The organism is Massilia sp. CMS3.1 (genome assembly GCF_051262535.1).
Classification (GTDB): domain Bacteria; phylum Pseudomonadota; class Gammaproteobacteria; order Burkholderiales; family Burkholderiaceae_D; genus Telluria.
Window position 1 is genome coordinate 214,879 of the sequence record NZ_JBIMES010000003.1, and the last position, 20,779, is coordinate 235,657.

Genomic DNA, 20,779 nt, shown 5'->3' on the forward strand with positions numbered 1-20,779 from the left:
ACCATGAACAACCAGTTCGCCACCAACGTCTATTACGACCGCACGTTCGACTGCGAAGCGGCGAAGATCCTGCCGGGCGAGTACTACTACACCGGCAAGAACATGCTGATCGTGACCGTGCTCGGTTCCTGCGTCTCGGCCTGCATCCGCGACCGCATCACGGGCCTGGGCGGGATGAACCACTTCATGCTGCCCGATGGCGGCGGCGACGCCGGCAGCCCGGTATCGGCCTCGATGCGCTATGGCACCTTTGCCATGGAAATCCTGATCAACGACTTGCTGAAAGCCGGCGCGCGCCGCGAGAACCTGGAGGCGAAGGTCTTCGGCGGCGGCGCCGTGCTGCGCGGCTTTACCGCCATGAACGTGGGCCAGCGCAACGCCGAGTTCGTGATGCAGTTCCTGAAAACGGAACGCATCCCGGTGCTGGCCGAAGACCTGAACGACATCCACCCGCGCAAGGTGTACTTCTTCCCGAAGACCGGGAAGGTGCTGGTGAAAAAGCTGATGCAAACCCAGAACGATACCGTGGCCAAACGCGAACTCGACTACGCCAAGCGTCTCAAAGTCGAGCCCGTCGGCGGCGCGATCGACTTGTTCTGACCTGTACTGACCCGCAAAGGAAGAACAATGAAAACCAAGGTCCTGATCGTCGACGACTCGGCCCTGATCCGCAGTGTCATGAGCGAGATCGTCAATTCGCAAGCCGACATGGAAGTCGTGGGCACCGCCCCCGATCCACTCGTCGCGCGCGAACTGATCAAGAAAACCAATCCAGACGTGCTGACCCTCGACGTCGAGATGCCGAAGATGGACGGCCTCGATTTCTTAGAGAAGCTGATGCGCCTTCGTCCGATGCCGGTATTGATGGTGTCGTCCCTGACCGAGCGCGGTTCGGAAATCACGATGCGCGCACTGGAACTCGGTGCGGTCGACTTCGTGACCAAGCCGAAGATCTCGATCGGCAGCGGCATGCGCGAGTACACCGAACTCATTACCGACAAAATCCGCGCCGCCGCGCGCGCCCGCGTCAAGCGCACGGTCGCGACCGTCACGCCGACCATGGCGCTGCCGTCGATGCGCAGTCCTTTGATCTCGTCGGAAAAACTGATCATCATCGGCGCCTCGACGGGCGGCACCGAAGCGATCCGCGAATTCCTGATGCAGATGCCGTCCGATTGCCCGGGCATCCTGATCGCCCAGCACATGCCGGAAGGTTTTACCACCTCCTTCGCGCGGCGCCTCGATTCGCTGTGCAAGATCAGGGTGGTCGAGTCCGCCGGCAACGAACGCGTGCTGCCCGGCCACGCGTATATCGCGCCGGGGCATTCGCATCTCCTCCTGAGCCGCTCGGGCGCGAACTACATGACCCGGATCGAACAGACCGACCCGGTCAACCGCCATCGTCCCTCGGTCGACGTGCTGTTTCGATCGGCGGCACTTGCCGCCGGCAAGAACGCGGTCGGCGTGATCCTGACGGGCATGGGCAAAGACGGCGCTGCTGGTATGCTTGAAATGAAAAACGCCGGTGCGCAGAATTTCGCCCAGGATGAAGCCTCGTGCGTCGTCTTCGGCATGCCGCGCGAAGCGATCGCCATTGGCGCCACCCACGAAGTGGCGCCGCTGACGGCCTTGCCGGGCCTCGTGCTCGGTCATCTGGCGGTACATGGCGGCAGAGCGTTGCGCGTTTGACCCGGATCGCGCCTTTTCTCTCTGTTTTATCGCTGTACGGCAACAAAAATGCTATTCTTGAGCTTGCTTGCTGCAACGACTCAAGCCACACTAACCATTAGTAAAAGAAACAACGGAGTAATTCATGGCTGATCCAAAGATGCGTTTCCTGGTTGTTGACGATTTCTCGACGATGCGCCGCATCGTCCGGAACTTGTTGAAAGAACTGGGCTACGCCAACGTCGATGAAGCGGAAGACGGCGTGATGGCGCTGGCCAAGCTGCGCAGCGAACAGTTCGACTTCGTGGTGTCCGACTGGAACATGCCCAACATGGACGGTCTGACCATGCTGCAAAACATCCGTGCCGATCCCGCCCTGGCCAAGCTGCCGGTGCTGATGGTGACTGCGGAAGCGAAGAAAGAAAACATCATCGCGGCGGCCCAGGCCGGCGCAAGCGGCTACGTGGTGAAGCCATTCACCGCTGCCACGCTCGACGAGAAACTGAACAAGATCTTCGAGAAAATGGAAAAGGCCTGACATGGTTGAGCCGATCGCCGAAGGGGTTTCGAACGACGAAGTCCTGGTCCGTGTAGGTCACATGACGCGCGCGCTGCATGACAGCCTGCGCGGCCTGGGCCTCGACAAGCTGGTCGAAAAGGCCGCAAGTGACATTCCGGATGCGCGCGACAGACTCGATTACGTGGCGCGCCTCTCCGAGCAGGCGGCCAGGCGCGTGCTCGACGCAACCGATACGGCCAGCCCGCTGCAGGATGCGGTCGAAAGCCGCAGCGCCGACGTGCGCACCTCCTGGCAGGCACTGCTCGACACTGACGGTGCCGGCGAAGCGGACTGGCGCGCACTGGCTGCGCGCACCGTGGCGACCATGGCCGAGAATGAACGCGCCGCGACCGCCACCCGTGCCGAGCTGATGAACATCATGCTGGCCCAGGACTTCCAGGACCTGACCGGCCAGGTAATCGGCAAGATCACATCGATCGCGCAAGACCTGGAAAAGCAGCTGGTGCAAGTGCTGATCGATTTCGCGCCGAGCGAAATCCGCCGCGATCTCGACAGCGGCCTGCTGAACGGGCCGCAAATCAAGCCTGAGGGCAACACTGAAGTGGTGGCCGACCAGGGCCAGGTCGACGACCTGCTCGACAGTCTGGGTTTCTGAGCGCCACTTAGCGTACCGGCGGCCGCGCGCCGTCAACCGTTTTATCGCGACCACTTCATGCATCACACCAATTATATTGTTCGCGAACCGCTGCTCGACCCGGCGCAGCGCGTCATCGGCTACGAATTACTGTGGCAGCAGGGCGGGCAGGCCACGCCGGATGCCGACCTCGAGGGGCTGGTCGCTTTCGTAGCCGAACACGTCAACCATGAAGAGCACGGCTGGCTGCTGCGCGACAAGCAACTCTTCCTCGACGCCGTCCCGGCGATGCTCTCGACCGACGCACTGTTCAACCTGCCGCCCGAGCGCACTGTCCTCAGTTTGCAAGCGCGCCACCTGATGGATCTGGACGCCCGCGCCGCCGTGCAGGCGGTGCGCGCCGGCGGCGTCGGCATTTCGCTGCGCGGCCTGGACGTCAAGCACATCACCCCCGCGCTCGTCCCCTACGCCTCGCATGTCGAGATGCGCTTTTCCGGCATCAACGTGGCCGAGCAGGCGCGCACCTATGCAGCCGCGAAACAATCATCGCTGCGCATGCTCGGCCGTCCGGTCACCAACTGGGTCGATTACGACGCCTGCGCCATGCTCGGCCTGGATGCCTTCGTCGGTAAACTCCACCTGACCCCGCGTCCGGGCAACCCGGTGAAGGGCCTGAACCCGGCCCAGACCATCATCCTGCAACTGATGCAGATGGTGCAGAACAACGACGACATTCCCAAGCTGGAAAGCGTGCTGAAGCGCGACCCCGCGCTCACCTATAAACTGCTGCGCAACATCAACTCGGCCGGTTTCGGGGCGGGCCGCGAAGTGCAGTCGATCCGCCAGGCGATCAGCCTGATGGGCTACGCCCCGCTGTACCGCTGGCTGACCATGCTGCTGGCGAGCGCCAGCGCAAGCGGTTACTCGCCGGTGCTGATGGAAACGGCCGTCGTGCGCGGGCGCCTGACCGAACTGCTGGGTTTGCACGCGCTGCCCAAAGGCGAGGGCGAGAATCTGTTCGTCGCCGGCATGTTCTCCCTGCTCGACCGCCTGCTCGGCTTGCCGATGAAGGAAGTGCTCGAGACCATCCCCCTGCCGCCAGAGGTCGTGCGCGCGCTGATCTCGCGTGAAGGCATGTACGGACCCTACCTGGCATTGGCCGAGGCCTGCGAGCTCAGTTCGAACCTGGTGGGGGCACTGGCCGGGTCGCTCGACCTGAGTCCATTGGAAGTCAACAAGGCGCACCTGTCGGCGCTGGCCTGGGCGCAGGCGGTGACGCAGTAAGCCGGTCCATATGTTGACGTGGGGCTGTTGCCTGTTCTGTTATCGGTGTTTTTAATCCGCGTGGGCACAAGTGCCCACGCGGATGGAACCAATAACGCCCTACGCAACAGCGCCACGTGCGCCCGCCTACCGCCCCCGATGCGACGTCACCAGCCGCTCCAGATGCTGGTGCATCTGCATCTCGATATTACTGATGCTGCACCCGACCTGCACCTGCTCGCCCAGCAGGAAGCTGCGGAAGGGGCGCAGCAGGCGGATTTCCAGGTCGGCGACGATCGCCAGCGCCGGCCCCAGTTGAAGGCGCACTCTTTTCAGCTTGCGGCCCAGGTACAGTTGCGCCGCCTGCTCGGGCGTGGCGCGCAGGCCGACGCCGCCGATCGAGTAGTCGCATAGCGGCAGCTCGAATTGCTTGTTCATCAGTGTGAAGGTGGCAGCAAAGCTGCCGTTCACCGGCGTATCCAGGCGCGGCGCGGCGCGACGGTTCAGGACCAGGCAGATCTCCGGGAACACGGCAGGCACCAGGTTCGGCTGGCCGGGCGAGGCGGGCCAATTGCTTTCGAGCTCGAACTGCAGCTTGGCGTTACCCCCCAGCGCCGCCACAAACGTGGCCGTGCCGGCAGGAATCGTCCCGTCGCCCACCACATCGAGCGTGAACTGCGGCTCTTCCGGATGCACCGAGTCGATCCGCGCCAGCAGCGGTTCAGTCAGGTCTGCCCCATAGATCGTCAGCGCTTCGCCCGACTCGGCCAGGCGGGTCAAGGTTTCGCCGATGTCGTACGGATCGCGCATTTCATGCGGCGAAGCATTCGGCTTGATACGTTCGAGCACGTCGGCGGAACGGGGTAGACCCTTGCGGGGGAGTGTGGGGGTGTCGGTCACTGGCAATCCTGGCGTCGAAGTCGTGGCATGCATCCGGAATCGATCCAGGATGCATGCTTGTTGCCTAGTAGTATAAACGGCGGAGGCTACTGTTGCAAAACGTCAATAACTATTTGCAAAATTGCAGGTGCGACGTGGTGGTTTTTCCTCAGATTTCGAGATTGTCGATCAGGCGCGTGGTCCCGAGTTTCGCGGCGGCCAGCACGACCAGCGGTGTACCCTGGGCCAGGTCGCCCGCTGAAGGCGGCTGCAAATCGATGCGCTTGCGTACCGAGATATAGTCCGGCTTCCAGCCGCGCGTCGCCAGCTGGGCCATTGCTTCGCGTTCCACCGAGAAGATGTCGAGGTGGCCGCCGCGGAGCTCGTTCGCCACGAAATTCAGGCCCTGGTACAGGGCCGGCGCTTCAGCCCGTTCATCGGGCGACAGGTACATGTTGCGCGAGGACAGGGCCAGGCCGTCTTCGGCGCGGAAGGTTTCGGCGCCGATGATTTCGGTCGGCATCGCGAACTGGCGCGCCATGTTACGCACGATCATCAGCTGCTGGTAATCCTTCTTGCCGAACACGGCCACGCGCGGCTGGACGCAGGAAAACAGCTTGGTCACCACCGTGCACACGCCGCCAAAGAAGCCGGGGCGGAACTCGCCTTCCAGCGTGTTGCCGAGGGTGTCGGGCGGCTGCACGCGGTATTCCTGCGGTTCCGGATACAGGTCTTTCTCGGTCGGCGCGAACAGCACGTAGACGCCTTCCTTTTCCAGCTTCGCAACGTCGGCCTGGAAGGTGCGCGGGTATTTGTCGAAGTCTTCGTTCGGACCGAACTGCAGGCGGTTCACGAAGATGGAGGCCACCACCGGGTCGCCATGCTTGCGCGCCAGGCGCATCAGCGACAGGTGGCCTTCGTGCAGGTTGCCCATCGTCGGGACGAAAGCGGTGCGCAGTTGACCGCGCATCTGGTCGCGCAGTTCCTCGATGGTCGTGATGATTTTCATGGGATTAAATGGGTAAGGTTGTGTGCGCGTGCGTCATCGCGATGACTACGCCGGCGAGTATGCCAGGCGCACGTAAATCGGCGCGAAGGGTTCGGCCTGGGTAATTTCGACCAGGGTTTCCTTTGCCAGTTCGAGCAGGGCGACGAAGTGCACGACGATGATCGGCACCGACTCCTGCCCCAGGAACAATTCGCCAAACTCGACGAAGCGCTGCGATTGCAGCGTGCGCAGGATGGCCGACATGTGCTCGCGCACCGACAGTTCCTGGCGCCCGATCCGGTGGTGCTGGGTCAGTTTCGCGCGGCGCAGCACGTCCAGCCAGGCGCGCTGCAAGTCGTGCGGGTCGACCTGGGGCCAGACGGGCTCCAGGCTTTGCTCGACCGGCAGCGAGGGACGTTGGAAATCGCGCCCTTCCTGCGGGATCGCGCCCAGGTTGATGGCGGCGATCTTGATCTGCTCATACTCCAGCAGGCGCCGCACCAGTTCGGCGCGCGGGTCGCCCACGTCGTCGACCAGCTCATGCTCGCGCTTGGGCAGCAACATGCGCGACTTGATTTCGATGAGCATCGCCGCCATCAACAAATACTCGGCAGCCAGTTCCAGGTTGCTCTTGCGGATCTCTTCAACATATACCAGGTATTGCAGGGTGACCTGCGCCATCGGGATGTCGAGGATGTTGAAGTTTTGCTTGCGGATCAGGTAGAGCAGCAGGTCGAGCGGGCCTTCGAAGGCGTCGAGGAAGATCTCGAGGGCGTCGGGCGGAATATACAAGTCGTTCGGCATGCGCAGCATCGGCTCGCCGTACAGGCGCGCGATCGCTGCCGCTGCGACATCGTCGAGAGGATGAGCGGGTGCGTCGGCCTGCGCATCAAGCGCGGCCTGCTCCGGCAGCATGCTCCTTGGCCTTTAGAACTTGTTCTGGTAAGGATACGGGTTCTGGCGCAGGCGCGATTGTTTGACGCGCGCTTCTTCGTCGAGCGAAATCGGCAGCTTGTCCCACAGCAGGGAGCGGCCTTCTTGCTGGCGCTCTTCCATGCCTGGCGTCTTCGACTTCAGCTCCTCGATGAACTTGGTGTGATCGGATACGTAACCGGTAAATTTAGGCATTGTTTTGACAGATAAAAATGAGAGCCGGGACGGCGAGGCAGATTGTTCTGCCCACGCGTCCCGGCGTCAAGGGTTACGGGTGCAGCGCGTTGAGCTGGCGTGCAATGATGTCGTGGTTCAGCCACACCACCGGGGCTATCTTTTCCGAAGCACCATGGAACATCAGCGGACCGGCGCCTTCCAGCACCAGCGACGACAGGTGGTCGGTGATCAGGGCCTTCCGGTCCTTGTGCAGGTCGGTGATGGCTTCCGAGGTGCCGATCATCACGTCGGCGAGAAGCGGGGTGTTGTCCATCGGCCAGGCTTCGAAATTGCGGAACGCGGCGCTGGTCGCGTCGTTGTTGTACTGTTCGATCTTGTCGAGCAGCGACTGCAGCGAGGTGCCTTCGCCCAGCAGGTCCTGGCAGATCTGCCATTGCTGGTCGGCCCAGGCGCCGCCGCCTTCTTTTTTCAGGGCAGTGAGCAGCGGGAACAGCGACAGCTCGACGCCAACGAAAATGTCCGACGAGTTGGTACGGATTTCCGGGCAGTTGAAGACGGTAGCCAGCACGCCTGCCTTCCAGGCCGCTTGTGCGATGCTTTCCAGGCGCATCTTGGCGTAGCCCTGGGTGTAGTTGGTGTAGGTCTGCCATTGGTAGCGACCGTCGATCAGGATCTCGGTGCCGTGGTAGCCGTAGGCCGTGTAGCGCACTTCGCCGCCGGCTTTTGCCACGCGTTCGCGGATCGGCGCGGAGGCATCGATCAGGTACTTCAGCGTGTTGGCCGTGACTTCATCGAAGTTCATCAGGATCAATTTGCCCAGGTCGCTCTCCAACAGGGCGCGCGAGGACTCGAAGCGTTCACCGCGGCCCTTGTAGATGCGGTTGGCAATGGCCAGGAAGGCCTTGATCTTCGGAATGCCGCCGGCCATCGTATGGGCGAAGAAGACGTTCGCGCCTTCCGGAATCAGCTTGTCGATCTCGCCCATGACCTGGGCGGCGTTGGTGGTGAAGCGGCGCACGCCGGCTTCGCGGCAGCGCTCGATCTTGTCCCAGTCCAGCTTGTCTTCCTGCCAGGTTTTCAGCTTGACACCCGCCAGCATCTCGGTCGGGTTCTGCTCGCCTTCCGGCGCGTCCATGTCGAAGCCCGCCATCAGCGGCACGTTGATGATGCGCCCACCCAGCTTTTCTTCGGCTTCGGTATGTTCCTCCGCGCTCAGGGCGCGCAAGGCGCCGGTCTCGTCGCGGCGGCCGACGGTGATGCCGACGATCGTCATGCCCGCCTTGCGCGCCTCGTCGATGAGGCCATTCACGTAGCCGCGGCCGAACAGCTCGCCGAACAGGACGAAGACGTCGCCCTTGCGAAACACGTTGGCTTGTGGGATGTGGCGGAGGGGAGTCAGTTCGGTCATTGTATTAGCTACCTCTCAAAAGAGTGTGTAGGGACGTCGTTGTCCGACGAGTCCCAGGCGCATGTTTCTTGAAGAAAACGGCATTATAACGCCGCGGTGCGCCCCGGGAAGCGCCTCTTCCGGGGCGTTTGATGTTGCAGCCGGCTCAGCGGATGCGCATGCCCGGGGTCGCGCCCGGCATCGGGTCGAGCAGGTACAGGCCCGGGTTGGCCTTCTCGTCGGCACTCGATGCGCACAGGACCATGCCTTCCGAGATACCGAATTTCATCTTGCGCGGCGCCAGGTTAGCCACCATCACCGTCAGTTTGCCGACCAGGTCTTCCGGCTTGTAGGCCGACTTGATGCCCGAGAACACGTTACGGTGACGGCCTTCGCCGACGTCGAGCGTCAGGCGCAGCAGTTTGCCGGCGCCTTCGACGTGTTCGCAGTTGACGATGCGGGCCACGCGCAGGTCGATCTTCGTGAAGTCGTCGATCGAGATCTCGGGGGCGAGTTCTTCGATGTCGGCCGCTGCGGCATCGGCAGCTTCGGCCGGAGCCAGGGCAGCAACTGCCAGTCCGGCGCTGGACAGGACGGCGGCTGGCGCCGCGCCCGGCGTGGCGACGCCCGGCGTAGCGACGCCCGGCTTGTCGAACAGGTTCTCGACCATCTTGGCGTCGACGCGCTGCATCAGGTGGTTGTAAGTGCCGATGGTTCGGCCCAGCATGCTGTGGTAGACGGCATCGCCTTGCGTGTCGGCCCAGCTCAGCGCGGCGTCGCCCAGGAACTCGGACACCCGCGCCGCCACTTGCGGCAGCACCGGCGACAGCATGACGGTGAGCTGGCGGAACAGGATCAGGGCAACCGTGCAGACCTCGTGCAGTTCGGCCAGTTTCGTCTCGTCCTTGGCCAGGATCCACGGCTTGTTCTCGTCGACGAACTGGTTGGTGACGTCCGCGATCTCCATGATCTCGCGCAGCGCACGGCCGTATTCGCGCGCTTCGAAACTCGCGGCGATCGATGCCTGGCGCTCGGCGCCGTCGACGCTCAAGGCTTTGCTGATCCACGCGCGGGCGTTATCCGACAGTTCAGAGGCCAGCTTGCCGTCGAATTTCTTGGCAATAAAACCGGCACAGCGGCTGGCGATGTTCACGTACTTGCCGATCAGGTCGCTATTCACGCGGGCGACAAAATCTTCGCCATTGAAATCCAGGTCCTCGACTTTCGCATTCAATTTGAACGCCAGGTAATAGCGCAGCCATTCCGGGTTCATGCCCAGTTCCAGGTAGCGCAGCGGCGAAATGCCGGTGCCGCGCGACTTCGACATCTTTTCGTTATTCACCGTCAGGTGGCCGTGGACGGCGACTTTCAGCTTGTCGATGATCGGGTGACCCGAGAAGTTCAGCATCGCCGGCCAGAACAGCAGGTGGAAGGAGACAATGTCCTTGCCGATGAAATGGACTTGCTCGGCCTGCGGATCGTTCAGGAAAGCCTCGAAGTCGAGCCCCTGCTTCTCGAAATAGTTCTTCAGCGACGCCAGGTAGCCGACCGGCGCGTCCAGCCACACATAAAAGAATTTGCCCGGCGCATCAGGAATCGGGATGCCGAAATAGGGCGCGTCACGAGAAATGTCCCAGTCGGCCAGCTTTTCGCCGGATTCGCCCAGCCATTCGGAGACTTTATTCACCATTTCCGGCTGCAGTCGGCCCGGGGTGTTCAGCCATTCCTTCAGGAAGTGGTAGCAGCGCGGGTCGGACAGCTTGAAGAAATACTGTTCCGACGGTTTCAGGATCGGGGTCGAACCGGTGAAGACCGAGAACGGATTGATCAGTTCGGTCGGCTGGTAAGCGGCGCCGCAGACTTCGCAGTTGTCGCCGTACTGGTCCTTGGCGTGGCAGGTCGGGCACTCGCCCTTGATGTTGCGGTCGGCCAGGAACATGCCCTTGACCGGGTCGTAGAAACGGTCGACTGTCTTGGTGACGATCAGGCCGGCGTCGCGCAGTTTTCGGTAGATGCCTTGCGAGAGTTCGACGTTTTCCGGCGAATCGGTCGAATACCAGTTATCGAACGCGATGTGGAAGCCGTCCAGGTACTGGGCGCGGCCGGCGGCGATTTTCGCGACGAATTCCTGCGGGGTGATTCCTTCCTTCTCGGCGGCGATCATGATCGGCGTGCCGTGGGTGTCGTCGGCGCAGACGAAATGGACCTGGCGACGCGCATCGTCGTCGCGCTGCATTCGCTGGAAGCGGACCCAGATGTCGGCCTGGATGTATTCCATCATGTGGCCGATGTGGAAGGCGGCATTCGCGTAGGGCAGGGCGGTAGTGACGAACAGCTTGCGGGTCATGGTCGAAACGCTATTGTGAGGATGAAAAAAAACATTTTACCAGCGGATGGCCCTGAGCGCGCAGGGGGTATTTCCCTGTTTTGACATTCCGGCCAGAGGGAATGGAGCGTTTTTTGCTACACTGCGCCATCACATTCGGAGAAACACATGAGCATCACTGCAGACGACGTCAAGGCCGCATTGGCAAAGGTCATCGATCCTAATACTGGCAAGGACTTCGTATCCTCCAGATCGGTCAAGAACGTCCAGGTCGACGGCGCGGACGTCGCGCTCGACCTCGAACTCGGTTATCCCGCGAAAAGCCAGATCGCACTCCTGCGCGCCGCGGTCGTGAACGGGGTCAGGACCATTCCCGGCGTGGGCAACGTCAGCGTCAGCGTGCAGGTAAAAATCCTGTCGCACGCGGTGCAGCGTGGCCTGAAGGTCATGCCGAACGTGAAGAACATCATCGCGGTCGCGTCGGGCAAGGGCGGCGTCGGCAAGTCGACCACGGCGGTGAACCTGGCACTGGCCCTGGCCGCCGAGGGCGCGAGCGTCGGTATCCTGGACGCCGACATCTACGGCCCGTCGCAGCCGATGATGCTGGGTATTAATGCGCGTCCGGAGAGCGCCGACGGCAAGACCATGGAACCACTCGAAAACCACGGCGTGCAAGTCTCCTCGATCGGCTTCATGATCGATCCGGACGAGCCGATGGTCTGGCGCGGCCCGATGGTCACCCAGGCGCTCCAGCAACTGCTCGAGCAGACCAACTGGCGCGACCTGGATTACCTGATCGTCGACATGCCGCCAGGCACCGGCGACATCCAGCTGACCCTGTCGCAAAAAGTGCCGGTCACGGGCGCCGTGATCGTCACCACGCCGCAGGACATCGCCTTGTTAGATGCACGCAAGGGCCTGAAAATGTTCGAAAAGGTCGGCATTCCGATCATCGGCATCGTGGAAAACATGAGCACCCATATCTGCTCGAATTGCGGCCATCTTGAACCGATCTTCGGCCAGGGCGGCGGCGAAAAGATGTGCAAGGACTTCGGTGTCGACTTCCTCGGGGCGCTGCCGCTGACCATGTCGATCCGCGAGCAGACCGATTCCGGCCGCCCGACCGTGGTGGCCGATCCGGACGGCGCGGTGGCCTCTGTCTATAAAGAGATCGCGCGCAAGGTCGCTGTCAAGGTGGCCGAGCGGGCGAAAGACATGACCAGCAAGTTCCCGAGCATCGTCGTCAAGAACGATTAAGCCCCGCTGGCAATGCGCATCGAGGCAATCCGGGAGTGTCTGGCAAGTCTTGGTGCGCTGCCGGAACACCAGGCGCGCGTCCTGCGCGACTGGGTGCAGGACGCGCCGCACGAACGCGGGCGGCGCCGTCCCGCCGACTATTTACCGAAAGCCGTGCGCGCAGCGCTGCCCGGGCTCGACGCCGAGCTTGCGGGACTCGCACGCGTCATCAGCGAGCATCCGGCCGAAGATGGTTCAGCGCGGCTGCTGGTCGGCTTGAACGACGGGCAAGCGGTGGAAACCGTCCTGCTGCCGCGCGATGGCGTCTGCGTGTCGAGCCAGGTCGGCTGCGCCGTCGGTTGCCAATTCTGCATGACCGGACGTGACGGCTTGCTGCGCCAGGTGACGAGCGGCGAGATCGTCGCGCAAGTCGTGCTGGCCAGAACCCGCCGTCCGGTCAAAAAGGTCGTGTTCATGGGCATGGGCGAACCGGCCCATAACCTCGACAACGTGCTCGAAGCCATCGACCTGCTTGGGGTCGAGGCGAACATCCCCCATAAAAACCTGGTGTTTTCCACCGTCGGCGATCTGCGCGCCTTCGAGCGGCTGCCGCTGGGGAGAGTCAAACCGGCACTGGCGCTGTCGCTGCACACGACCAAGCCGGCGCTGCGCACCGAACTGCTGCCGCGCGCGCCGCGCCTGGCTCCCCTTGAACTGGTCGAATTCGGCGAACGCTATGCGCGCCTCACCGGCTATCCCGTCCAGTACCAGTGGACGCTGATCGAGGGCGTCAATGACGGTGAGGACGAGCTCGACGGTATCGTCGAACTGCTCCGCGGCAAGTACGCCATCCTCAACATGATCCCCTACAACATGATTCCCGGTCTCGCATTCCGGCGCCCCAGCTGGGAGCGGGCGCGCGTAATTGCTGCAGTGCTGCATGCGCGCGGCGTGCTGACCAAACTGCGCGACTCGGCCGGGCAGGATGTCGAGGGCGGCTGCGGGCAATTGCGGGCGCGGGCAGGCCGGACGATCCGGTTAAACCAGGCCTGAGACGCGGCGCGCCAAAAACGTCATTTTTTCTTGTCAAGCGTTGCGCGCATGTTTTTCAGCGTTGTTTCTGTTTAAGAATAAAGTCTGTAGGAAATTTCCTTCCTACACTGGCGTTTAGACTGACTCGCCAAGCGGCCTCGCTGCCGGACCGACACCACATGAACAGCACCTGCGCGCGATGGAGCGACCGTTACTTGGGCGCGAACCACTGGTTCATTCCTGCCGACCTGCTGGAGCAGGCCGCGAGCGAGCGCACGCGTGCCGAGAACGTCGTCAACGCCGCGTTGCTGGCCGCGACCGCCGGACCCTTCTATGCACTGGCCTACCACCTGCTGGGATTTTCCACCGCCGCCGTCGAGATCCTGCTGTGCTGCGCCTGCATGCTGGCGTCGCCCCTGCTGCTGCGCGCCAGCGGCAGCATCTGGGCCGCGCGCGAGCTGTTCCTGTGCGCGCTGTTTTTCAACTTCACCTGGCTCAGCTATAACCTGGGCGGGATCGGCGCGCCGACGGCTAGCTGGCTGATCACCGCGCCCCTGGTGGCGATGTTCCTCGGCGGCGTGGCCAGCGCGCTGTTCTGGCTGGCGCTCAGCTGCACGGCGGCGATCGCGATCTATGCGCTGCCCGGCGCTGGTTATACGCTCCCGAGCCACCCGGTGTCGGACATGGCGCTGCTGTATCTTGTCTGCCACCTGGGCCTGTTCGTGGTGGTGCTGGTCTTCGCCCTGCTGTTCGAACTCACCAAGACCCAGGGTTTTGTCAAGCTCGAGCAGGCGCTGGGCACCATCAACGAGCTGGCGATCCGCGACGAGCTGACGGGCGTGCACAATCGGCGCTACCTGATGCGCCTGATCGAAAAGGAAAAAGAGCGCAGCGACCGCAACGGCCGCGCTTTTTGCCTGTGCCTGCTCGATATCGATTTTTTCAAGCGCATCAACGATACCTGGGGCCACAGCGCGGGCGACACCGTGCTGCGCGCCTTTGCCGGGACGGTGCAGGACCTGGTGCGCAGCAGCGACAGTTTCGGGCGCTACGGCGGCGAGGAGTTCCTGCTGATGCTGCCCGAAACCACGGCCGCCGACGCGATGGTGCTGGCCGGGCGCGTGCGCGCCGCGATCGAGAAGATGCGCTGCCACGAAGGCGGCAGCGAGATTGCGCTGACGGTGTCGATCGGGGTGGCCGAGTACCGCATGGGCGAGGCGGTCGGCCTGGTCGTGGAACGCGCCGACGAGGCGCTGTACCTGGCCAAGTCGAGTGGACGCAACCAGGTGATCTGCCATGGCCAGGGCAAAGAGCCGCTGGCACTGGCACTGCGCGCCAATGCGCCGGCGGCGGTGGAACTGAAAGACCTGGGCGTGAGCGTCGGGCAAATGCAGGGCGGCGTGCACTGCGACCAGCTCACCGGTTTGCTTAACCGGCGCCCGTTGCGCGACCGCCTGCGCCACGCCATGGACCGGGCCGACCGCAACCGCCGCCTGGTCGCGCTGCTGCTCCTGAATATCAACAAGTTCAAGGAAGTCAACGATGCCCTCGGCTACGAAGCCGGGGACGCGCTGCTGGTGCAGGCCGGCGCGATCATCCGCGATTGCCTGCGCGACTGCGATACCGTGGCGCGCTGGAGCGGCGACGAATTCGTCGCGCTGCTGGAAGACCAGGTCGACGAGGGCGACGCGCGCCAGGTGGCCGAGAAGATCCTCGACCGCTTCGGGCTGCCCCTGAACACGGGCGGGCGCGAATGCTTCGTCACGCTGTCGGTCGGCATCGCCCTGTATCCGGCCGAGGACTGCGACCTCGATGCGCTGCTCAAGCGCGCCGACATTGCGATGCGCAGCGCGCGTACCTGGGGCGAAAACAGCGTGCAGTTGTATTCGAGCACGGCCTGCGAGCCGCAAAGCGAGCGTCTGGCGCTGAAGAACGGCCTGCGCGACGCCCTCACGCGCGGCCAGCTGTTCCTCGAGTACCAGCCGCAAGTCGACCTGGCCACGCGCCGCATCGTCGGCGTCGAGGCGCTGGTGCGCTGGCAGCATCCGGTTTACGGCCGCATCGCGCCTAGCCGCTTCATACCCCTGGCCGAGGAGACCGGCATGATCGTGCCGATCGGCGAATGGGTGCTGCGCACCGCCTGCGCCCAGAACCGCGCCTGGCGCGATGCCGGCCTGCCGGATGTGAAGACGGCCGTGAACCTGTCGGCGCGCCAGTTGCGCCACCCCGGCATCGCTGCGCGCGTGCTGGAAATCGTCCAGACCACCGGACTGCCCAGCGGCTGCCTCGACCTGGAAATCACCGAGGGCGTGCTGATCGACGACCTGGACGCGAACCGGCAGGTGATGGGGGCGCTGCGCGCCGCCGGCGTGCTGGTCTCGATCGACGACTTCGGCACCGGCTACTCGAGCCTGAACTACTTGTCCGAGCTGCCGGTCGACATCCTCAAGATGGACGGCCTGTTCGTGCGCCGCCTTGGCGGGAACGCGCGCGCCCGGCCGTATGCGATCGCCGAGGCCATCGTGGCGATGGCGCACCGGCTCGAGCTGAAGGTGATCGCCGAATGCGTCGAAACGGCCGAGCAGCTGGGCGACCTGGACGCCATGCGCTGCGACGAAGCCCAGGGTTACCTGTTCCACCATCCGCTGCCGGCCGAGCAGGTCGGCGCGCTGCTGGCGCGCCAGGCCGAGCAGCAGGCGGCGATGGTTCCAGCCTGATTTTTCTTCCCCTTTTTTTCCTTACCCCTTAGCGAGGAGTACACCGTGCACGAGGAAACGATCGCCGTCGAGCGGGCCGCCGATATCGCCGAACTGGAATCTTGCGGCGCACTGCGCGGCAGCGTTGCCCAGTTCGCGCAGCCGCGCGGCGCCAACCTGATGCGGCGCACCGAGGCGCTCGACGCCTGGTGCCGCCTGCGCGCTGCGCACGGCGTCTGGCAGTACGCACGCGCGCTCGACGGCGCGCCGGGCCCGGAATCGCGTCTGCACGAAGAGGGCGCGGCGCTCAGCACGGCGACCCGCGGCATCAATTTCGCGTCCCAGGATTATTTGTCGCTTGCCTCGCACCCTACGGTGCGGGAGGCGGCCCAGGCGGCCTTGAACGAGGCTGGCCCGCACAGCGCCGGCTCGGCGGTCCTGCTCGGGAACAGCCGCCTGTCGCTGGCGCTGGAGGCGGCGCTCTCAAGGCTGCTCCAGGTCGAATACGTGACCCTGTTTCCGACCGGCTGGGGCGCCGCCTTCGGCGTTATCACGGCGCTGGTGAATGCGCGCGACTATGTGCTGGTCGATCAGCTCGCGCACGCCTCGCTGCGCCAGGGCGCGAATGCGGCCACGCGCAACGTGGCGCTGCACCGGCACCTCGACACCGGCCACGTGCGCGAGCTGCTGGCATCGATCCGCGCGCGCGACACCGAGAACGGCATCCTGGTCGTCACCGAAGGCCTGTTCAGCATGGATGCCGACGTGCCCGACCTGCCCCTGATGCAGCACCTGTGCCGCGAGTACAACGCCACCTTGCTGGTCGACGTGGCGCACGACCTGGGCGCGCTGGGTCCGGGCGGCAGCGGCAGCCTGGGCCAGCAGTCGATGCTCGGCAAGGTCGACCTCGTGATGGGCACGTTTTCCAAGACCTTCGCATCGAACGGCGGTTTCGTCGCCTGCGCTTCGCACGCGGTCAAGCGCCAGCTGCAGCTGTTTGCCGGGCCACACCTGTTCTCGAATGCGCTCTCGCCGGTGCAGGCGGCCTGCGTGCTCGAATCCTTGCGCATCGTCGCCGGCAGGGAAGGCGATGCGCTGCGCGAAGCGCTGCTGCGCAATGCCGTGGCGCTGCGCGCCAGCCTGGCCGAAACCGGCATGCGCTGCCTGGGCGTGCCCTCGGCGATCGTGCCGCTCTGGATCGGCAGCGAACAGGTAGCGCGCCTGGCCGGGCGCGCGCTGGCGCGCGAGCGCGTGTTCGTCAACGCCGTCGAGTATCCGGGCGTGCCGCTCGGGGCGGCGCGCCTGCGCCTGCAGGTGATGGCGGGGCACCGGCCGGCCCAGCTGCGCCAGGGCGCCCGCATGATCGGTAAGGCCGTGAGCGGCGCCGGCGCCGCGCTTGGCGTGGAACCGGCGCGCGAGCCCTGGCCGCGGGAGCGTGCCCGTGGCTGAAGCATCCGAACAGGCCAGCCTTCTTCTGTCGCAGCGCCTGCGCGAGCGGGCGCTGCGCACGCCGGGACGCATTGCCTACATCTTCCTGCGCGAAAACGGCAGCGAACACGCCATCTGCTATGCCGAGCTGGCGGCACGCGTCGATGCGCTGGCTGCGCACATGCTGGCGCAAGTCAATCCTGGCGCACGCGCCTTGCTGCTGTATCCGGCGGGGATCGACTTCATCGTGGCCTTTTTCGCCTGCCTGGCGGCCGGCGTGGTTGCAGTGCCCGCCGCGCCGGCGAACCGTGTGCGCGATGGCGCCCGCCTGGAGACGCTGCTCGGTGACGCCGCGCCGGCGTTGGTCCTGTGCGGGTCCGAGGCGCTGGCCGCCACCGAAGCGGCGCTGGCGCGTGTCGATTCCACGGTGCCGCTGCTGCGGGGCACTCCAGGCGCGCCCGCCGTGCCGGCGGCCGACCTGCCGGCGCAGGCAGGAGACAGCGTCGCTTTTCTTCAATATACGTCCGGCTCGACCGGCCAGCCAAAGGGCGTCGAGGTCACGCACGCGAATATCGGCGCCAACGTCGCTGCCATCGGCAGCGCCTTCGGCTTCAGTCCGGATACGGTGATGGTCAGCTGGCTGCCGCCGTTTCACGACATGGGCCTGATCGGCAGCATCGCCGCGCCGCTGGTGCTGGGATTTCGCTCGGTCCTGATGGCTCCCGGCGCCTTCCTGCGCCGGCCAAGCGCCTGGCTGGAGGCGGTCACGCGCTACCGCGCCACCTGCAGCGGCGGGCCGAACTTCGCCTGGGACCTTTGCCTGCGGCGCGTCGGCAGTGCGCAGAAGGCAGGACTCGACCTGTCCAGCCTGGAGGTGCTCTACAACGGGGCCGAACCGGTGCGTGCGGCGACCCTGGCGCGTTTCATCGACGCCTTCGGCCCCTGCGGCCTGCGCGCTGAAGCAGTGTTCCCGTGCTACGGGATGGCCGAGGCGACTTTGCTGGTGGCCGGCGGGCCGCATGGCCGCGTGCCGCGGATCTTCAAGGCGGATGCCGCCGCGCTCGAGCGTGGCGAAGTGTGCGAGGCACGCACGGAAGGGGCGGGCAGCCGCGCGCTGGTCAGCTGCGGACCGCAAGCGCCAGGCGTCGAGGTAGCCGTGATCGACCCGGCGCGTTGCGTGCCGGCTGGCGAGGGCGCGATCGGCGAACTCTGGATCGCCGGGCCGGGTGTCGCCCGCGGCTACCACGGCCGTGCGCAGGACAGCGCCCAGCTGTTCGGCCTGCGCGTCGCCGGCGCGCCGGCGTCAAAGGCCGGCGCGCGCTGGCTGCGCAGCGGCGACCTCGGGTTCGTGAAGGACGGCGAAGTCTATATCAGCGGTCGCCGCAAGGATGTCATCGTCATCAACGGACGCAAAATCCACGCGCGGGATGTGGAAGCGCTGGCCGAGGACGCCTGTCCCGAGCTGGCGCCAAACAGCTGCGCGGCCTTTGCGCTCGACGGGGAGGGCAGCGAGTGCCTGGCCCTGGTGGTCGAAGCGCCGCGCGCGCTGGCACGCGGTGGCGATGTCGATGCGGTGGCGCGCCGCATCCGTGCGGGCGTGGCGCTCGGGACCGGCGTGCCGCTGCATACGCTGGCATTTGTCGCACATGGCGTCTTTCCGCGCACAACCAGCGGCAAGGTCCAGCGCGCGCGCTGCAAGGCGTCCCTGCAAAACGGCAGCTTGCCGCTGCTCGCGGTGCGCTCACCGCGTGGGGAGGGCAGTGCCGCGCGCGCCGACGCCGTCATTGCCTGGCTGCGAGGCTATGCGGTACGCCGGCTCGATTCGCGCCTGGCGGACGAACGCCGTTCGCTGGCGCCCCATGTGCTGCTCGATTTCGGCGCACGCGGCCTGCTCGGACTGCAGGCGCCGCTGAGCAGCGGCGGCCTGGCCCTGGCAACGAGCGACCTGGTGCGCGTGATGGCGCAGCTGGCCGCGATCGACCTGACGCTGGCCACCATTGTGGGCGTGCACAATGGCTTGGGCTTGCGGCCCTTGCTGCGCTTCGCGCCTGAACTGCTGCGCGCGCAGTGGCTGCCCCAACTGGCCGCCGGCCGCCAGCTGGCCGCCTTTGCATTGAGCGAGCCGCAGGCCGGATCGAATCCGCGTGCGATCGGCACCCGCGCCGACCGCGTCGACGGCGGCTGGCGCCTGTGTGGCGAAAAATACCTGATCGGACTCGCGGCCTGGGCCGGCGTCATGACGGTATTTGCGCGCGCCTTCGATGGTGCGGGACGGGCACTTGGCACGCTGGCGCTGCTGGTCCCGGGCGACGCGCCGGGCCTGCACCTGGGACCGGAAGCGTTGACCATGGGCATGCGCGCCATGCCGCAAAGCGCCCTGGTGTTTGATGCCGTGTTCGTGCCCGACGCCCAGGTGCTGGGCGCGCCCGGCGCCGGCTTGGACGTGGCCCAGGACGCGATGGGCTTTGCGCGCCTGGGCGTCGGCGCACTGTGCGTGGGTGCGATGAAGCGCTGCGCCCAGCTGATGGCGCGCTATTGCGCGCGCCGCGACATCGCCAGCGGGCGCCTGGTCGATAATCCGCTCACCCTGCTGCGCCTGCACGAACTCGATTGCGCCATCGTCGCGGCCGAAGCCCTGGTCGACCGCCTGGCCGCCGGCATGGACGACAACACCCTCGGGGCGCTGGACGCCTGCAGCGCCTGCAAATGCGTGCTGTCGGAACTGTTGTGGGAGGCTGCCGACCGCCTGATGCAGATGCTGGGCGGACGCGGCTACCTGGAGACCAACCTCGCGCCGCAACTGCTGCGCGACGCACGCGTGCTGCGCATCCTCGAGGGGCCGAGCGAAGTCTTGTATGCCCACCTGGGCGCGCTGGTGCGCCAACCCGGCAACCCGATCGCGCAGGCGGTCGAGCGCTTTGGCGGACAACAATATCTGGCAGTGCTGGCAGACCTGCCGGCGCAGGGCCCTGGTGCCTGGCAGGATGGGCGCAACGGCGAATTTGCCGCCTGGACGCTGCTGGCGGCAGCCGCGCGCGGCGAATCGGCTGCCTGGGCCATGCGCAAGCTGGACGCGCTGCGCCGGGAAGTGGACGCCGAAAGCGCCGCCGCCGCCGCTTGCCCGCCCGCGGGCGCCTTGCTGGCCCGCGCGGCGCACCATGCACTGGCGATCGGCGACATCGAACAGAGCGCCGCCGGCGAGGCGAGCGGGCTTGATTCCCTGTTGCGCCAGGCAGCGCCGGCGCTGGCGCTCGTGCAATCGCCAGCGCCGCCAGCGCCGTCGAGCCTGGAGCTGGTGCAGGCCTGCCTCGAGCGCTGGCTGCGCGAAGGCGGGCCTGGTGACGCTGGGCCGCGGACGGCGGGCGGCAACGCCTGGAGCGTCGACACGCCGTTCAGCGACCTCGGCATCGATTCGCTGGCCTCGGTGCCGCTGGCGCTCGAGATCGAGCAGGCTAGTAGCGTGCCGGTCAGCGCCGAGCTGCTCTACGATTACCCGACAGTGCGCTTGCTGGCGGCCTATATCGATGAGCAGCGTGACGAGCAGCGCGCAGGAGTGGAAGAGGGCGCCGAGGCGACGGCGCTGCCGGCGGTGAGCGCATCGGGGTAGAATGG

At 65.3% G+C, this 20,779-nt stretch carries 16 protein-coding genes; 10 read left to right on the plus strand and 6 right to left on the minus strand.

Annotated features, from left to right (window positions below; all coding sequences use genetic code 11):
* Nucleotides 1-3 precede the first annotated feature (3 nt).
* The 5 genes from cheD to ACHAC9_RS06955 all read left to right on the plus strand — a co-directional run bounded on the left by cheD (nt 4) and on the right by ACHAC9_RS06955 (nt 4,106).
* Nucleotides 4-600 carry a chemoreceptor glutamine deamidase CheD gene (cheD, locus tag ACHAC9_RS06935; RefSeq protein WP_435758493.1) on the plus strand — a complete coding sequence of 199 codons (597 nt, stop codon included), beginning with the start codon at nt 4-6 and terminating at the stop codon, nt 598-600.
* Between the two features lie 27 nt (nt 601-627).
* Complete coding sequence (locus ACHAC9_RS06940) at nt 628-1,689, plus strand: protein-glutamate methylesterase/protein-glutamine glutaminase (RefSeq protein WP_435758495.1); 1,062 nt, start codon at nt 628-630, stop codon at nt 1,687-1,689.
* A gap of 124 nt (nt 1,690-1,813) precedes the next feature.
* Nucleotides 1,814-2,206: a chemotaxis response regulator CheY gene (gene cheY / locus ACHAC9_RS06945; RefSeq protein ID WP_192052371.1), complete on the plus strand. Its 393-nt coding sequence runs from the start codon at nt 1,814-1,816 to the stop codon at nt 2,204-2,206.
* Nucleotide 2,207: 1 nt separating this feature from the next.
* A complete protein-coding gene (gene cheZ, locus ACHAC9_RS06950) occupies nt 2,208-2,843 on the plus strand; it encodes a protein phosphatase CheZ (RefSeq protein ID WP_435758497.1) in 636 nt (211 codons plus the stop codon).
* Between the two features lie 57 nt (nt 2,844-2,900).
* Nucleotides 2,901-4,106, plus strand: coding sequence for an EAL and HDOD domain-containing protein (locus ACHAC9_RS06955; RefSeq protein ID WP_435758499.1), 1,206 nt, complete (start codon nt 2,901-2,903; stop codon nt 4,104-4,106).
* A 126-nt stretch (nt 4,107-4,232) separates the two neighbouring features.
* On the opposite strand, the gene ACHAC9_RS06960 is transcribed toward ACHAC9_RS06955, so the two are convergent.
* The 6 genes from ACHAC9_RS06960 to metG all read right to left on the minus strand — a co-directional run bounded on the left by ACHAC9_RS06960 (nt 4,233) and on the right by metG (nt 10,796).
* Nucleotides 4,233-4,985: a PilZ domain-containing protein gene (locus ACHAC9_RS06960; RefSeq protein WP_435758501.1), complete on the minus strand. Its 753-nt coding sequence runs from the start codon at nt 4,983-4,985 to the stop codon at nt 4,233-4,235.
* Nucleotides 4,986-5,133: 148 nt separating this feature from the next.
* A complete protein-coding gene (panC, locus tag ACHAC9_RS06965) occupies nt 5,134-5,973 on the minus strand; it encodes a pantoate--beta-alanine ligase (protein WP_435758503.1) in 840 nt (279 codons plus the stop codon).
* Between the two features lie 45 nt (nt 5,974-6,018).
* Nucleotides 6,019-6,867, minus strand: coding sequence for a segregation and condensation protein A (locus tag ACHAC9_RS06970; RefSeq protein ID WP_435758505.1), 849 nt, complete (start codon nt 6,865-6,867; stop codon nt 6,019-6,021).
* Between the two features lie 12 nt (nt 6,868-6,879).
* Nucleotides 6,880-7,080 carry a DUF3460 family protein gene (locus ACHAC9_RS06975; RefSeq protein ID WP_435758507.1) on the minus strand — a complete coding sequence of 67 codons (201 nt, stop codon included), beginning with the start codon at nt 7,078-7,080 and terminating at the stop codon, nt 6,880-6,882.
* A 73-nt stretch (nt 7,081-7,153) separates the two neighbouring features.
* A complete protein-coding gene (locus ACHAC9_RS06980) occupies nt 7,154-8,470 on the minus strand; it encodes an enoyl ACP reductase FabMG family protein (protein WP_435758509.1) in 1,317 nt (438 codons plus the stop codon).
* A 145-nt stretch (nt 8,471-8,615) separates the two neighbouring features.
* Nucleotides 8,616-10,796: a methionine--tRNA ligase gene (metG, locus tag ACHAC9_RS06985; RefSeq protein ID WP_435758511.1), complete on the minus strand. Its 2,181-nt coding sequence runs from the start codon at nt 10,794-10,796 to the stop codon at nt 8,616-8,618.
* Nucleotides 10,797-10,943: 147 nt separating this feature from the next.
* Between metG and apbC the strand changes: the two genes are divergently transcribed.
* The 5 genes from apbC to ACHAC9_RS07010 all read left to right on the plus strand — a co-directional run bounded on the left by apbC (nt 10,944) and on the right by ACHAC9_RS07010 (nt 20,774).
* Complete coding sequence (gene apbC, locus ACHAC9_RS06990) at nt 10,944-12,032, plus strand: iron-sulfur cluster carrier protein ApbC (RefSeq protein WP_435758512.1); 1,089 nt, start codon at nt 10,944-10,946, stop codon at nt 12,030-12,032.
* Nucleotides 12,033-12,044: 12 nt separating this feature from the next.
* On the plus strand, nt 12,045-13,064 hold the full coding sequence (locus tag ACHAC9_RS06995) for an RNA methyltransferase (protein WP_435758514.1): 1,020 nt from the start codon (nt 12,045-12,047) through the stop codon (nt 13,062-13,064).
* 158 nt (nt 13,065-13,222) lie between these two features.
* Entirely contained in the window at nt 13,223-15,760 is a 2,538-nt protein-coding gene (locus ACHAC9_RS07000) for a bifunctional diguanylate cyclase/phosphodiesterase (protein WP_435758516.1), read from the plus strand.
* Nucleotides 15,761-15,805: 45 nt separating this feature from the next.
* Complete coding sequence (locus ACHAC9_RS07005) at nt 15,806-17,188, plus strand: aminotransferase class I/II-fold pyridoxal phosphate-dependent enzyme (RefSeq protein ID WP_435758518.1); 1,383 nt, start codon at nt 15,806-15,808, stop codon at nt 17,186-17,188.
* Nucleotides 17,181-20,774 (plus strand): AMP-binding protein, encoded by a 3,594-nt coding sequence (locus ACHAC9_RS07010; RefSeq protein ID WP_435758520.1) that lies wholly within the window; start codon nt 17,181-17,183, stop codon nt 20,772-20,774. The genes ACHAC9_RS07005 and ACHAC9_RS07010 overlap by 8 nt, the downstream gene beginning before the upstream one ends.
* Nucleotides 20,775-20,779 lie beyond the last annotated feature (5 nt).